This window comes from Streptomyces sp. NPDC017940, from assembly GCF_044328435.1.
GTDB lineage: Bacteria > Actinomycetota > Actinomycetes > Streptomycetales > Streptomycetaceae > Streptomyces.
This window is the reverse complement of the sequence record NZ_JBIRHJ010000006.1, coordinates 539,597-554,664: the sequence shown is the minus strand read 5'-3', so window position 1 is coordinate 554,664 and position 15,068 is coordinate 539,597. Positions and strand designations below refer to the sequence as shown.

At 72.9% G+C, this 15,068-nt stretch carries 13 protein-coding genes; 1 reads left to right on the top strand and 12 read right to left on the bottom strand.

Annotation, left to right across the window (positions count from 1 at the left end; all coding sequences use genetic code 11):
• Nucleotides 1-39 precede the first annotated feature (39 nt).
• The 12 genes from ACH4DX_RS23420 to ACH4DX_RS23365 form a co-directional block, all read right to left on the bottom strand.
• Nucleotides 40-873, bottom strand: coding sequence for a MurR/RpiR family transcriptional regulator (locus ACH4DX_RS23420; RefSeq protein ID WP_398122852.1), 834 nt, complete (start codon nt 871-873; stop codon nt 40-42).
• Between the two features lie 340 nt (nt 874-1,213).
• On the bottom strand, nt 1,214-2,059 hold the full coding sequence (locus tag ACH4DX_RS23415) for an isocitrate lyase/phosphoenolpyruvate mutase family protein (protein ID WP_398122851.1): 846 nt from the start codon (nt 2,057-2,059) through the stop codon (nt 1,214-1,216).
• Between the two features lie 101 nt (nt 2,060-2,160).
• Nucleotides 2,161-3,003 carry an SDR family oxidoreductase gene (locus tag ACH4DX_RS23410; protein ID WP_398156530.1) on the bottom strand — a complete coding sequence of 281 codons (843 nt, stop codon included), beginning with the start codon at nt 3,001-3,003 and terminating at the stop codon, nt 2,161-2,163.
• 104 nt (nt 3,004-3,107) lie between these two features.
• Entirely contained in the window at nt 3,108-4,460 is a 1,353-nt protein-coding gene (locus ACH4DX_RS23405; protein WP_398156529.1) for an FAD-dependent oxidoreductase, read from the bottom strand.
• Between the two features lie 132 nt (nt 4,461-4,592).
• Nucleotides 4,593-6,050 carry an adenylosuccinate lyase family protein gene (locus tag ACH4DX_RS23400; protein ID WP_398122848.1) on the bottom strand — a complete coding sequence of 486 codons (1,458 nt, stop codon included), beginning with the start codon at nt 6,048-6,050 and terminating at the stop codon, nt 4,593-4,595.
• A complete protein-coding gene (locus tag ACH4DX_RS23395; protein WP_398156528.1) occupies nt 6,047-8,008 on the bottom strand; it encodes an FAD/NAD(P)-binding protein in 1,962 nt (653 codons plus the stop codon). Before ACH4DX_RS23395 ends, ACH4DX_RS23400 begins: the two co-directional genes overlap by 4 nt.
• 76 nt (nt 8,009-8,084) lie before the next feature.
• Nucleotides 8,085-9,080 (bottom strand): prephenate dehydrogenase, encoded by a 996-nt coding sequence (locus ACH4DX_RS23390; RefSeq protein WP_398156527.1) that lies wholly within the window; start codon nt 9,078-9,080, stop codon nt 8,085-8,087.
• Nucleotides 9,068-9,982, bottom strand: a complete 915-nt coding sequence (locus ACH4DX_RS23385) for a phytanoyl-CoA dioxygenase family protein (protein ID WP_398122845.1) — start codon at nt 9,980-9,982, stop codon at nt 9,068-9,070. Before ACH4DX_RS23385 ends, ACH4DX_RS23390 begins: the two co-directional genes overlap by 13 nt.
• 30 nt (nt 9,983-10,012) lie before the next feature.
• Entirely contained in the window at nt 10,013-11,080 is a 1,068-nt protein-coding gene (hppD, locus tag ACH4DX_RS23380) for a 4-hydroxyphenylpyruvate dioxygenase (RefSeq protein ID WP_398156526.1), read from the bottom strand.
• Between the two features lie 62 nt (nt 11,081-11,142).
• Entirely contained in the window at nt 11,143-12,414 is a 1,272-nt protein-coding gene (locus ACH4DX_RS23375; protein WP_398122843.1) for a beta-ketoacyl-[acyl-carrier-protein] synthase family protein, read from the bottom strand.
• A complete protein-coding gene (locus ACH4DX_RS23370) occupies nt 12,411-14,054 on the bottom strand; it encodes a class I adenylate-forming enzyme family protein (protein ID WP_398156525.1) in 1,644 nt (547 codons plus the stop codon). Before ACH4DX_RS23370 ends, ACH4DX_RS23375 begins: the two co-directional genes overlap by 4 nt.
• A 47-nt stretch (nt 14,055-14,101) precedes the next feature.
• A complete protein-coding gene (locus ACH4DX_RS23365) occupies nt 14,102-14,377 on the bottom strand; it encodes an acyl carrier protein (protein ID WP_398122841.1) in 276 nt (91 codons plus the stop codon).
• Between the two features lie 93 nt (nt 14,378-14,470).
• On the opposite strand from ACH4DX_RS23365, the gene ACH4DX_RS23360 reads away from it, so the two are divergent.
• Nucleotides 14,471-15,064: a 4'-phosphopantetheinyl transferase family protein gene (locus ACH4DX_RS23360; protein ID WP_398156524.1), complete on the top strand. Its 594-nt coding sequence runs from the start codon at nt 14,471-14,473 to the stop codon at nt 15,062-15,064.
• The last annotated feature ends 4 nt before the right edge of the window (nt 15,065-15,068 follow it).

The window sequence follows — 15,068 nt, the reverse complement described above, 5'->3', positions numbered from 1 at the left end:
CGGCGCGATCGACGCCCCCCCTTCCGGCCGGAGGAACACCTACTCCACGAAGAGCCCCCGCTCCGCCGCTCCCACATCGAACTCCTCCAGGCGGGCCTGGGCATCCGGAAGCCCGTCGCACAGGGCTTCGAGCAGGACACGGCCGAGGAGCATGGGGGCGCAGGCCGTGTCGAAGGCCAGTCCGGTGCCGACGGCGGCGGGCAGGAGCAGGTCGGAGTGGGCGGCCACCGGGGCGAACGCGGAGTCCGCGACGGTGACCACGGTCAGGCCCGCCGCCCTGGCGTACTCCAGGGCGGCGACGACCTCCCGCGGATGGCGGGGCAGCGCGAAGCACAGCAGGGCCGTCGCCCCGGCGCGCACCGCGGCGTCGACGCGGTCGGCCAGCATGGTGCCGCCCTCGTCGAGGAGGCGTACGTCGGGGTGGACCTTGGCGGCGAAGTACGAGAACCCGTACGCCTGGGAGGCCGCGGCCCGCAGGCCGAGCACGGGCAGCGGCCGGGAGGCGGCGAGCAGATGCCCCGCGCGCTCCACGGGCGCCGGGTCGGCGAGCAGGTCCGCCAGGTGCCGCAGGTTCTCGATCTCCGCCTCGACCGCCTGCTGGTACTCGTTCAGGTCGCCGCCGTCGCCCGCCTCCGCGGGGGTCACCTCGCGCAGGTGCCGCCGCAGCGCCGGATAGCCGTCGAAGCCGAGCGCGACGGCGAAGCGGGTGACGGAGGGCTGGCTGACGCCGGCCAGTTCGGCGAGCTCGACGCTGGAGAGGAAGGGCGCGTCGGCGGCGCGCCGCACCATGCAGTGCGCGATGCGCCGCTGCGTCGGTGTCAGTCGGTGCCCCTCGAAGAGCACCTGAAGCCGCGCCGCGGGACTGTCACTCATGCCGTACTCCTCATGCCGTCTCCCCCGCGGGGCCGCTCCCCGGTCCGCCCGCCGCACGACCGCCGACGCACACCGGGGCACCGACAATCCATTCAGGCGCCAATGACTCCGCATAACGATATACAGCCCCGCGAGGGCAGTCGCGCAGCGGCGTCGGCCGGCCGGACGACGAACAGCACCCCGTGGCCGGGGTGACCGGCCACGGGGTGCTGCCGCGCGTGCAGAGAGAGGGCACTCGGGAACGACGGACGCCCAGGGAACACGGACGCCCGGGGAACACGGACGCCCGGGGAAAACGGGGAAGGCGGACGTCACACGGGCCCGGCCGCCCGCTCCCTCCTCACTCGGCGGACAGATGGGGGAACGTGTTCAGTTCGAACACGTTCAGCGAGTTCGCGCTGGTCTCATAGGTGCCCTCGGTCAGCAGCTCACGCGTCCCGCGATCCGCCGCGGTGTAGGCCGCCTGCGCCAGCGCGGTGCCCACGCTGATCCGGCGGACGCCCGTCGCCTTCAATTCGGCGACGGTGGGTCCGCCCGGCCAGGCCATGACGCTGATCGGCAGCGGTGCCTCGGCCACCAGGCGGGTCAGGGTTCCGGGATCGAGGAGCAGCGGCACGAACAGCACGTCGGCGCCCGCCTCGGCGTAGGCCTTGGCGCGGTCGAGGACGAGGTCGAAGCGTTCGTCCGCCTCGCCCACCTGCGCCATGTACACATCGGTACGGGCGTTGATCACGAGGTCGGGCACACCGGCCGCGGCGGCCGCCTCCCGGACGGCAGCGATCCGCTCGGCCTGCGCGGGCGGGGTGATCAGCGGTGCGCCGTCCGCGCCCGGGGCGTCCTCCAGGTTGACGCCCACAGCGCCCGCGGCCGCGACCGCCGTGACGGTCAGGGCCGCGTCCTCGGGGGTCGGGCCGTATCCGCCCTCGATGTCGGCGGTGACCGGGATCTGCACGGCGGTGGCGATCCGGCCGACCGCGGCGACCATCTCGTCCCGGGTCAGCCGCTGGCCGTCGGGGCGGCCCAGGGACCAGGAGACACCGGCGCTGGTGGAGCCGACGGCGGCTGCGCCGGCGCGTTCCATCACGACGGCGCTACAGGCGTCCCAGGCGTTGGGCAGCACGAGCAGCTCACCCTCGGCGTGGAACGAACGGAACAGTGTGGCCTTGGTGTTGAGGGGGTTCACCATGCTGGGACGCCTCGGCAATCGTACGGTCGGTGTGCGGATGCGAAAGGGTACGGATACGGGTACGGGAAGGGTGTGTGGTTCGGGCCGGAGTGGGATGCGGTTCAGGCCGGGGCGTCGGCGTCCGTCGAAAGCGCCGTGTCCTTCTGCTCCTCCAGTTCGCCGAGCCTGTCGCGGAGCGCGCCCTGGAAGAGTGCGAACGCGTCGCTGCCGAGCACGAGCCGCAGCGGGGCCCGCTCCCGGTCGGCCAGGTCCGCGACGGCGCGGGCGACCTTGCGCGGGTCGCCGGGTACCGGGAGGACGCCGTGCTCGAACGCCTGGCGCAGTTGCCCGGCCGGTGTGTCGGCGTACTCCGGGAGCGCCGGGGCCAGTTCCCCGCTGCGGCCGGCGAAGTCGGTGCGGACGGCCCCGGGTTCGACCAGCGTGACCTGGACACCGAACGGCTCGACCTCGGCACGCAGGGCCTCGAAGAACCCTTCCACGCCCCACTTGGTGGCGTGATAGACGCTCAGGTGCGGCACGGAGACAAGGCCGCCCACGCTGGAGATCTGTACGAACCGGCCGCCTCCCTGGGCTCGCAGCCGCGGCAACACGGCGCGGGCCAGCCGGATCGGGCCGAGCAGATTGGTGGCGAGCTGCCGCTCGATCTGCTCGTCCGTGACTTCCTCGGCGGCGCCGAACAGGCCGTATCCGGCGTTGCTGACCACTACGTCGATCCGTCCGAAGGTGGCGTGAGCCCGTTCCACCGCCCGCGTGACACCCTCGGGGTCGGTGGTGTCCAGGGTGAGCGGCAGCAACCTGTCACCCGCGGCCTCGACGAGCGGGGCCAGCGCCTCGGGCGCACGGACCGTGGCCGCGACCCGCTCGCCGCGCTCCAGCAGGATCTCGGTCAGGGCGCGCCCGATGCCGGTCGACGTGCCCGTGATCAACCATGTGCGGTCCGGCATCCTCGGAGCCTCCTGTGCGTCGCCGTCTGCCTGACTGGCAGCCGCAGGGTGCGGTGTGTTCGCAGGAAATATGAACGCTCGATCGTGCTTTTTCAGCTTATCAGTCACCGCAGTGCCGACTGTCGTCGTGGCGCGCGCAGCGCACGGAACAGGATCGAGGGCCGCCGCAGCGTACGCGGTCCGGTCCGCATGTTCACCACGTCGAGGAAGCTCCGGTGCACCTTCATGTCGGTGATGCAGCCGTCGATCAGCCGGTCCCGGAGGTAGAGCTGGGCCCGCTGCCCCACCGTCAGCTTCCCGGCGACGTGCGGCAGGAAGAGATCCTGCTGGGCGGATGTCTCCCAGGCGTTGTCGACGACGGCGGCGATCCGCTTGAAGTAGGCGCCGGCCGGCCGGTCCAGGTCCGGAGCGGAGCGCAGCCACTGGCCGAGCGCCTCGGCGTGCAGCGCCGCCGTGGTCATGCCCTGGCCGTAGACCGGGTTGAACGAGGCCACGGCGTCGCCCGACACGACGAGTCCGGCCGGGAAGTCGTCGCCGAGGAGGTGGAAGTCCCGGCGGACACTGGCCGGGAAGCGGTACACCGCCACCTCCCCGATCGGCTCGCACGCGCGCACGAGTTCCCGCATCGGCTCCACGTCCGCCATGCAGCGCGCCACGAACTCGTCGTAGCAGCGGCTCGGCCGGTCATCGGCGAAGCCCGTCGTCAGCGCGATCCACCGGCCGTTCTCGACGGGGCTGAGGGAGCTGGCCCCCGGGCGCCCGGAGCGCAGCGTCCGGGTGGAGTGCGCGGCCCGGACACCGGCGAGACGCTGCCCCGGCTCACGGCGGAACAGACAGGTCGCGTAGCCGATGTCCGAGCCCACGCGGCGGCGGGGCGGCTCCTGGAAACCGCTCTCCCGCAGCCAGTCGCCGAGTCGGCTCGACCGTCCGGTGGCGTCGACGACGAGATCGGCGGCGATCCGTTCCCCCGGCCCGCCGGGGGTCCCCGCGCCGCCGCCGTCCACCCGTGCGATCCGCACCCCGTCCACCCGGGACCCGGTGAGGGTGAGCCCGGTCGCCTTCGCCCGCACGGACCGCACCCGCCCCGACCTGAGCACGTGGCGGCGCAGATGCCACTCCAGGAAGGGGCGGGTCATGCTCAGCATGTCGTCACCCGGCACCGCCACCCGGCGCAGCCCGTCGGCGTACCAGCCGCCGTCCCGCTCGAAGTCGAGCAGTTCCGCGCCGTGACCGATCATCGCGTCGAACAGTCCGGGAAAGAGGTCTCCCAGAATCTGCCGGCCGCGGCCGAGCAGGATGTGGGCGTGCGCGCTCTGCGGCACACCGCGCCGCTGCCGCGGCTGATCCACCGCGACGTCGTCGGGTTCAAGCACCATCACTTCCTCGGCGTGGTCCGCCAGCACCCGGGCCGCGACCAGGCCCGCCATACCGCCACCGAGAACCAAAGCTGTACGCATAACGATAACGACTCCCTGGGTCATCCCGGCCGTACGTACGTACCGGGAATTGGGTGTCTCCCCCCGTCCCCTAGGTGTTCGTGCTGACGTGCGGGACCCGTCCCGTTCCCGGCCCCGCACGTGCTTCCCCTCTCAGTGCTCCACGGGCTGCCGGGCACCCTGCGGCCCGCACCGCAGCGCCCGGTCGACCAACTCCCCCGCCACCCCCGTGTAGTGCGCCGGGTCGAGCAGCTCCGCCAGCTGTTCCCCGGTGAGGGTCCCGGCGACCTCCGGAGCCTGGGCGAGCACCTCGGCGAAGGGGCGTCGCTCCGCCGCGGCCCGCAGCGCGGCGCGGCTCACCACGTCCTTGGCCCGCACCTTGCCGAGCTTCGGGGCCAGCACCACCGCGAGCCGTTCGGAGACGACGAGTCCGCCGGTCAGATCCAGGTTGTCCCGCATCCGGTCCGGGAACACCCGTAGCCCTTCGAGCAGTTCACGGGCGGTCTCGGCGGCGCCCCCGGTCAGGCGCAGACAGTCGCGCAGCGGCAGCCACTCGGCGTGCCACGCGCCGGCCGACCTCTCGTCCTCGCAGAGCATCGCCTGGGCGAGCACCGAGGCAAGGGCGGGAACCTGGAGCGCGGCGGCGCGCACCAGGGTGGCCAGCGCCGGGTTGCGCTTGTGCGGCATGGCCGACGACGCCCCCCGGCCGGCCGCGGCCGGTTCGGCCAGCTCGGCCGTCTCGGTGCGCGACAGGCTCTGCACATCCACCGCGATCTTACCCAACACGCCCGTGGTGAGGGCGAGTTCGGCGGCGAGCGCGGTCACCGGGGTGCGCTCGGTGTGCCAGGGCAGCACCGGCTCGGCCAGGCCGGTCTCGCGGGCGTACTCGGCGGGCAGCCGCCGCGCGAACAGCTCCGCGGCGAACGCCTCCGGGCCGCCCGCGCCGTCGAGGCGGGCGTACTCGGCGTACCCGGCCAGGGTGCCGGCCGCGCCACCGAGCTGGACGGGCAGCCGCTCGGCCCGCAACGCCCGCAGCCGGTCCGCGGCCTGGACCACGCCCCGGAGCCAGCCCGCCGCCTTGAGCCCGAAGGTGACGGGGACGGCGTGCAGGGCGAGGGTGCGTCCCGGCATGACGGTGTCGCGGTGGGCGGCGGCGAGTCCCCGCAGGGCCACCGCCGCGCCGTCGAGGTCGTCGATGAGCGGCCCCAGCGTCCGGTGGGCCACCAGCATCGCCGCGGTGTCCATGATGTCCTGGCTGGTGGACCCGCGGTGCACATACTCCGCGGCCGCCGCGTCCTTGGCGGCCACCACCTCGGTGAACGCCCGGACCAGCGCCACCACGGGGTTGGCCGCGCCGCGCGCCTGCCGGGCGAGCGCGACCGGGTCCAGGTGCTCGGCCCGGGCCAGCTCGGTGATCGTCCGGGCGGCCCGCTCGGGGACGACCCCGAGTGCCGCCTGCGCCCGTACCAGCGCGGCCTCGGCGTCGAGGAGCGCCTGCAACCAGGCCTCGTCGGTGGTCGCTGCCGCCGCCGCGGTGCCCGCCGACACCGGGCTGAGCAGCCCCGCGTCCAGGCCGGTGGCCGGGGGCCGGTCACGAGCGGTCCCGGTCACGGCACCACCACCTCCGCGGTCTCGACGCTCACATCGCCCACCTCGCCGAGCGCGAGCAGACCGCGGGCCATGGCGTCGGCGTCGGCCAGCGTCACGGAGTTCACCCCGGGGCGGATGCCCGCCGCCGTCGCCCAGTGGACGGACTCGGTGGGCACGCCGTAGGCGAACCTCCTCGGGTGGGGCACGCCCCCGGCGTCCAGGAGGTGGAAGGGGCGCGGGGTCACGGCGAGGCCGCCGGTCTCGTACCGCACGCCGTCGGCGCCGGTCAGCACATGCGGACGGCACCGGCCCTGCTCAAGCAGCGAGGTCAACAGCGGATCGGCGGTGGTGCGCAGGTCGACGGCCGGCAGCCGGGCGTCGACCAGCACGTTCGCCGTGCGCCGGGAGCCGGGCACCCGTGCGGACTCCAGGACGAACACCCCCTCCTCGGCATGTGCGCGGGCAGTCGTGTCCGGGCCGAGCACCTCCAGGACCCCCGCCTCGATGAGTGCGACAGCCTCCTCGATGCGCCGGGCGGGCGGGCCGATCGAGAGGAACGCGTTCAGCGGCGTGTACCAGCCGTCGAGATCGTCGCGGTGGGACGCGCCCGCGAGTCCGCTGTGGTCCACCAGCAGGCGCACCTCGTTGCGCACGTCGCGCAGCACGTCCAGGGCGGCCTTCAACGGGCCGTCCACGTTGCCCGCGAGGGCCGCGTCCACGTCCGCGCGCAGATGGCCGAGGAGCCAGTCCTTGAATTCCTCCGGCGAGGCGAAGGACAGTCCGTCGAAGGGCCGGGCGAGGCGTTCCCAGTCCCAGCGCTCGTCCGGTCCGATCCCGGCCGCGGCCAGCAGACGCTCCTCCTCCGCGCTCCCGGCGGCAGCGGCCGGATAGGCCGCCCGCAGCCGCTCGGCCTCATCGGCGCGGCCGCGGGCGGTGAGCAGGGTCGCGTAGTAGACGGTCTCGACCTCCTTGGCGACCAGCGGCCAGATCGCCGCGCGGAAGTCGAGGCCGCCCCGGGTCTCGGCCCGCGCCCGCAGGTCGGCGAGGGTCTTGGGGGTCAGCAGGAAGGGGATGTGCCTGCCGTGCGGGCCCTTCTGGTTCTCGCCGCGCGCGTGGAACGGCAGCCCCCGGCGGGATCCGGCGCTCAGCCTCGGCTCCAGACCCGAGGGGACGTAGACGAGCTTCCCCTCGCGTCTTCGGTACGTGCCGCCCCTGCCCTCGGTGAACAGTGCCATGTAGTCGAAGAAGTTCAGACCGAGCCCGAGCAGGGCGACCCGGTCGTCGGAACGCACGCCCGACAGATCCACGTCCGCCGGGTTGGCGGGAGGGATGTAGCGCAGGCCGTGCCGGTCGGCGAAGACCGAGAGCCGCGCCTCGCGGGTGGTGGAGCGCAGCGGCAGATGGCCCTGGGCCATCACGACGGCGTGCAGTCCGGTCAGGACGACGCCGTTCTCCAGGCGCACCCACTGGGTGCCCCCGGGGCTCTCGTCCCGCAGGGCCACCGCTCTGGTCCGGTGCGCGACGACGGTCACCTGTCGTGGGGCGGTGTTCCGCACGCGCCGGAACACCCACCTCAGGTAGTAGCCGCAGAAGGCGCGGGTGGGGTAGGAGTCGGGGGTCAGGGCACGGGCTTCGGCGAGCACGGACTCCGGGTAGTCGGGGCCGTCCTCGTCCTCCAGGCCGAGAGCGAGGAAACGCGCCCACTCGTACAGGCTGGGGCCCCGCACGAGCGGTCCCGCCATCTCCACGCTCTCGTCGGTGAACACGGTGGTCTGGGAGGCCACGGTGTTGGTGAGCAGCCGCCGGGGCTGGGTGGTGCGCCAGACCCGCCCGGCGCCGGACGGGAACGGGTCGACGACGTGCACGGTCACCTCGGTACCGGGTGCGACCTCCTCCGCGTTGGCACAGATCCGTTCGAGTACCGCGAGCCCGCGGGGGCCCGCGCCGATCAGGCAGACGTCTAACCGTCGGGTGTTCATGGGTCGCTCTCCACTGGGTTGGGGGGTGTCGGGGTCTCCCCGGTGGTCCTCTGCCGTGGCGCGGGCCGTTCGGGTGTCACGTATGCAGGGCCGGGACGGTCAGTAACGGCTCCGCCGCTGCGCGACCGGCGTCCCGCGGGCCGCCGTCGGTGGCACCGGGCACCGCGGTCGCGGTGTCGCGTGCCCGGGGGTCGAGCCGCTCGCGGCCCTCGATGCCACGGGCGAGGGCGGATCGAAGGGTGGCCACGGCCGTGTCCCGCTCCGCCCCGCCCGGGCCGAGGCGGTCGAGGACGGCCAGGACCTCGCCCAGGTCGGCCGCCAGACCGGCGAGGACCGTGTGCACGGCCTCGGCGTTGCTGCCGAGGATGTCCGTCCACAGCCCGACGTCGCCCGCGGCGATCCGGGTGGTGTCCCGCAGTCCCTTCCCCGCCAACTGGAGCTGGGCCGGTCCTGCGTCCTTGAGGCGGGCGGCCAGCAGGCTGGACACCAGGTGCGGGGTGTGCGAGACGAGGGCCACCGCGCGGTCGTGCTCGGCGTGGTCCATCAGGAGCGGCCGGGCCCCGCACAGCCGCACCAGCTGCCGCGTGTGCCACAGGGCGGCGTCCCCCGACTGCCGGGAGGGGGTCAGTACCCAGGGCCGGTCGTGGAAGAGGTCGCCACGGGCCGCCGTCGGACCGGACCGTTCACTGCCGGCGATCGGGTGTCCGCCGACGAACCGGGTCAGGTCGCAGCCGGTCGCGGTCATCTCCCGGTGCGGTCCTGCCTTGACGCTCGCCACGTCGGTGTAGCTCTCGGCCAGATCCCGGCCCTGCCACTCCGCGAGCGCGTCCGCCGTACTGCTCGGCGGTACCGCGAGCACGGCCAACTGCACCGGTTCGGGCGGCAGTCCGGCGATTCCCGCGCCAATCGCCTCCGCGGTCCTCGCCGCCTCCGCGACCCGGTCCACGAGGTAGGTCGTCACGCCCCGGGACCGCAGGGCGAGGGCCACCGAGGTGCCGATCATGCCGGTACCGACCACCGCGGCGGTGCGCAACACGGTCCTCTCCCGCGGGTCGGCGGTCAGGAGCGCCATAGCGCCGGGCAGTACTCGGGGTCGGAGTAGTCGGGCTTGCCGTCGGCGGTACGACGGACCAGCCCATCGTGGTTGTACGACACCCACGAGCCGTCCGAACGGCGGAAGTCCTGGTAGCGGTTGGCGCCGTCCTGCAAGTGCAGGGAGACGGCCCGCCGCGGGCGGTCCGCGAGGTTGGCGCCGCTGCCGTGGTAGGTGCGGCAGTGGTGGAAGCTCATGTGGCCGCGCGGGATGTTCATCGGGACCTTGCGGACCTCGGCGTTGTTGAACGCGGCGTTCTCCTCCAGCATCTCCTCGAGCTCGTCCCGGTTGCGCTCGGCGAAGTGCAGCGACGTCTGGTCGTTGGCCGAGGTCTCCTTCCAGCGGTGACTGCCGTCCACCATCGTGATGGTGCCGAGGGATTCGTCGCAGTCGTGGAACGGGATGAACGCCGTCAGCATGTTCTCGGACGTGCAGGTGGCCCAGTAGTGCCGGTCGAAGTGCCACGGCACGACGTTGCTCTGCTCCTCGGGCCGCGGCGGCTTGAGGATGAGGGTGGACTGGAAGATCCGTATCTCCTCGGCCTCGGCGAGCCTCGCTGCCACGGCCCCGATCAGCGGCTTGCGCAGGATGCGGCCGATGGTGTCGTCCTCGTAGTGGATGTAGTCGTTGTGCCGCTGCACGGGTCCGGCCGACGGCTCCCAGTAGGCGAGCTTGGGCGGGCGGGCCGGCAGGGTGCGGTCACGGTGGCCGTCGTAGAAGCGCTCACTGGCCTCGACGAGCGCTTCCGTCTCCTCGTCGGTGAGGAGCTTCTTCGAGAGGTACCAGCCGTGATCCAGGTAGTGGTCGATCTCGGTCTCGGTGGGCAGCAGTGCGCGTTCCGCTTCGGTGAGCGCGAAGCGGCTCGGTTCCTGATGGATCACAGTTCTGCTCCAGGGTGGGGAAGGTGCCGGTCAGACCGGGGCGGTTTCCTCGCGGGCGACCGCTTCGTAGAGGGCCTTGATGTTGCCGCTGCCGAACGTGCGGGCACCGTGCCGGTCGATGACCTCCCAGAAGTACGTCTGGCGCACGTGCATGGAGCGGGTGAAGATCTGGAACACCTGGCCCCAGTGGTCGCGGTCGACCAGGACATTGGTCCGGCGCAGGTCGTCCAGGCGCACGTCGGTGCGGCCGAGGCGCTGCTCGAGTTCGTCGTAGTAGCCCGAGGGGGTCTCGAGGAACCGCACGCCGCGGTTCTGCAACGTCTCCACGGTGGCGATGATGTCGTCGCTGAGCAGCGCGAGGTGCTGCACTCCGGCGCCGCCGTGACGGGCGAGGAAGTCGTCGATCTGGCCGGGGCGACGGCCCGCCACCGGCTGGATCAGGGTGAAGGTGACCTTCCCCGAGGGGCTCTGGACCACCTTCGAGTCCATGGCCTGCTCGCCGACCTCGATGAACTCCTCGAAGATCTGGGAGAAGCCGAAGACCTTCTCGTAGAAGGCGACGGTCTCGTTCAGCTCCCCGGCGGGCAGGCACACCGCCGCGTGGTCCACGACGCTGATCAGTGCCTCGGGCCCGTCGGGGTCGGCGGCGAACATGTCCATCACGCCGGGCAGGAACTCGGCCCGGTCGCCCTCGCGCTGCACGAACGTGTGGGTGATGTCGCCGAAGCCCGCCACCGTGCCGGTGGTGACCTCGGTGGCGCCGCGGGCGTGGACGGCGGGTGCCGTGACGGAGACGGCGCCCGCCCGCACCGCTTCGGCGTGGGCCCCGGCCGCGTCGCTCACCTCGAAGGCGATGCCGGCGACTCCGTCACCGTGCCGGCTGACGTAGTCGGCGACCGGGTGGTCGGCGGTCAGCGCGGAGGTGAGCACGATCCAGGTGCCGCCCTGGCTCAGCAGCAGCGAACGGCGGCCGTCGAGCCCGGTCTCCGGGCCCGCCTGGCCCGCGAGGCGGAACCCGAAGGCGGTGCACAGGGAGAACGCCCATTGCTGGGCATCTCCCACATAGAACTCGACATGGTCGATGCCGTCGATGTTCACAAGAAGTCCTTTCGCGTCACTGGTCTTCTGCTCCGGTCATGGCGTCGTGCCTGGTCGTGGGGTCATCGCCCACGCTTGCTGCGGGTGCGGGCCCGGCCGAGCAGCAGGCTCACGTTGTGCCCGCCGAACGCGAAGGAGTTCGAGAGCACGGCCTCGGTCCCGCTCGGCCGGGCGGCGCCGCGCACATGGTCCAGTTCGCAGTCGGGGGCCACGTCCTGGAGGTTGTGTGTGGGCGGCAGCTGCCCGGTGCTGAGGGCGAGCGCGCACACGGCCGCCTCCACGGCTCCGGCGCCGCCCAGCAGGTGACCGGTCATCGACTTCGTACCGCTGACCGCGGGGCCGCCGTCCGTGCCGAAGACGGTGCGCACGGCACGGGCCTCGGCGATGTCACCCAGTTTGGTGGCGGTGCCGTGCGCGTTGACGTAGCCGATGTCCTCGGGGGCGAGGCCGGCGCAGGCCAGGGCGGACCGCATGCTCTGCACCGCGCCCTCGCCGTCCGGCCGCGGCGCGGTCGGCTTGTACGCGTCGGTGGAGACGCCCCAGCCGAGCAGGTCCGCGTAGCCGGCGGCGCCGCGGGCGTCGGCGACGTCGGTGCGCTCCACGACGAGCACTCCGGCGCCTTCCGCGAGGACGAAGCCGTTGCGCCCCGTGTCGAACGGGCGGCTGGCGGCCGTCGGATCCTCCCACCCGCGCGCGAGGGCCCTGGCGTGCTTGAAGGCCAGGGCGGATGTCGGGTTGAGCGGTGCCTCGGCGCCTCCGCAGATCACCACGTCGGCCTCGCCGTGGCGGATCAGCCGGGCGGCCTCGACGACCGCGTGCGCACCGGCCGAGCAGGCGGTGGCCATCGCCGAACTCCAGCCACGGATGCCGTACTTGATGGCGACCCGGGCCGCCGCCATGTTCGGCAGCATGCCGGGCAGCAGATAGGGGCTGACCGCCGTGGGGCCCCGGTCGCGCCGCTCGTGCGCCTGCTCCTCGTACGTGGTGAGGCCGCCGGCGCCGCTGGAGAGCACCACGGCCACCCTGGTCGGGTCGACGTCGCTGCCGATGGCGAGGCCGGAGTCGGCGATGGCGTCCGCGGCGGCGGCCAGCGCCATCAGCGCGTACCGGTCGACCATCCGCTCCCCGGGCGGGAGCACCTCGGCCGGGTCCAGGTCCGGGGCGATGCCCGCCACGTCCAGGGTGCCGAACAGGGGATGTGCCGCGGGAGGCGTGGTGAGCCCCGACTTCCCGCTGCACAGCGCGTCGAACATCTCGGCGGCGCCCCGGCCCAGGGAAGTGAACGTCCCCAGGCCGGTGACGGTGGCGCCGTGCCGGACGGCGGTCGTGCTCATGAGGCGAGCACCGACTCCCCGGCCCCGAACCGCTCGCCCGCGAGGAACCGCTCGCGGAGCAGGACCTTGCGCACCTTTCCGGTGGGGCCGAGCGGAATGAGTTCCGGGTCGACCACGACGACCCGGTCCACGGTGGCGGCCACGTGGTCCTCCAGGGCTGCCAGGACCTGAGCGGTGCGGTCGGTCTCGATGTCGGCCTTGTCCGCCGGGATCAGCAGCACCGTGGTGGTGACGCTCTCGCCCTCCCGTACGGCGACGACCGTGCACTCCCGGATGTCGTCGCAGGCGGCGAGGACGCGTTCCTCGCTCATGGCGGAGAACAGCTTTTGGCCGTCGGGGAGTTCCACGGCGTCCACGGCGCGGTCCACGTGGTAGAACCAGCCGTCCTCGTCGCGGTAGACGAGGTCCCCGGTGAGGAAGAAGCCGTTCCTGCGGGTCCGGTAGGTGGTCACCGAGTCGTTCCAGTAGCCAAGGGAGAGCGTCGGCGCGTTGATGCCGAGCTGGCCCACCTCACCCGGGCCGAGCGGCTCGCAGTCGTCGTCGAGGACGGCCACCGTGGAGAAGGCGTGCGGACGCCCGATGCACCGGCCGTAGCGGTCCGTGGTGGGGGTGTGGGTGATGAAGAACTGCGAGTGGCCCATCTCGGTGGAACCGAGGCCGTCCACGAAGTGCGAGCCCTTGGTCCGCTTGATGCCCTGCGGGGTCAGCGACATGCGGCTGCCCACCGCGACCAGGCGCCGGATGTGCGCCTCGTGGGCGCAGTCACCGGTGTTCCACCAGACGCTGATCGAGTCGAGGTCCCACTGGGACAGGTCCTCGCCCGCGAGCTCCGACCAGGTGGCCGCGAAGCCGAGCACGCTCTGCGGCTTCCAGCGCTCGATGGCCTGGAGGACGCCGGAGCCGCTCTGTTCGGAGAGCACGGCCAGCTCGACCCGATTGGTCAGGGCGAGGTTCACCGCGATCACCATGGCCGCGTGCGCGGTCGGCAGGGCGGCGAGCATACGGTCGAGGCCCTGGGCCTTGGGCAGGGTCAGGCGGTGCCGGATGGAGGCGAAGAGGGCGTGGTGGGAGTGGGCGACGGCCTTCGGCAGTCCGGTCGTGCCCGAGGAGTGCGTGATGACCACGGGCTCGTCGGCGTGGTGCCGGTAGACCGGCGGGGCCTTCGCCGGATCCCCCTTGCCGAGGTCGGCCACGTCGGCGAGCAGGGGCGTGTCGAGCCCGTGCGGGGCCAGCTCGGCGCGGTGCGCCTCGTCGGTGAGCACTCCGGTGGCCCGCAGCCTGCGGATGTACTCGGCCGCCGTCGCCCCCGCCACCCGTGCGTTGATCAGGGCCGGGATCGCGCCGATGCGGGCCAGGGCGAGATAGCTGAGGACCATGTCGGCGCCGGTGCTGACGAAGACCGCCACACAGTCGCGCGGGGCGACGCCGATGGCGTGCAGGGAGGCGGCGCGTGCCGCCACCCGCTGGTCCAGTTCGTGCAGGGTGAGCGGCTGCCAGGCGGGATGGCCCTCGACGTCCGTGTCGAACGTCAGGGCCGGGCGGTCGAGGCCCGTCCCGCGGCCGGCCAGGGAGGTCAGCACGTTGCCTATGCCGAGTTCCTGGTCGGCCGCCAGTTGGGCGCGGTCGTTGGTGCGTTTCATCCGGGCGACTCCTCGTGTGCCGGGTTCGGTGGCGTGAAGAGCCGAATTCAGCCGGAGTGGGCGGCGGCGGCGGACGCGGAGGCGCGCTTGACGACCTCGTCGACGAGGCCGGAGATCGTGAGCAGCGCGAGGCTCTCCATCTCGTCCTCCTCGAAGCGAACGCCGTAGGTGTCCTCTATCTGGATCGCGATCTCGGCCACGGAAAGAGACTCCAGATCCAGCCCGGAAGGGCCGAGAGGGCTGTCGGGGGATACCTCGGACACGTCATAGTTCATGGTCGACAGGGCGTCGAGGATGAACTTCGTGACCTCGTCCTTCTGCATGTGCTTGACTCCGATCTCATGGGGCGTCAGCCGGGTTCGGACCCGGTCTCGGTTACGGTGCTGTGGTCTGCGGTGGACGGTGACGCACGGCGCGTGGCGCGTTCCCTGGCGGTGCGGGGCGCGGCGGAGCTGCTCGGCGTCGAGCCGTCCGAGGTGGGGATGTCGCACGCTGCGAGCGGCCGGCCGCTGCTGAACGGGGCGGGCCTGGGAACGCAGGTGAGTGTCAGTCACGGCCGGGGCACGGCCGCGGTCGCGCTATGCGGATCTCCTCGTGTCCACCTGGGCGTCGATGTGGAGACGGTCCGGCCGTTGGCGGCCCGGGCCCTGGCGCACAGTTACCTGGCGGCTGCCGAGGCGCAGTGGCTGGACGGTCTCGCCGCGGCCGAACGCAGCCGGGCGTTCCTGTGGTTGTGGACGCAGAAGGAGGCGGTGGGCAAGGCGCTCGGGCTCGGACTGCGCGCGGGCGGGATGAGTCGCCCGATGCCCCTGCCCGCGGTGTGGCCGCCGCCCGACGGCGGTCCGCGCGCGCCGGTCGCGCTGCCGGGTGACGCCGCCACGGCCTGTACGGCGGTCTTCGTGGGTGGTGGCAGGCACGTGGTGGGTGTGGCCGTGCGGGGCGTGGCCGGCAGCGGGCTGTTCGAGCGGCTGTCGGTCCGCGTACGGCATCGGCCCGCGGTCGTCGGTTGACGTC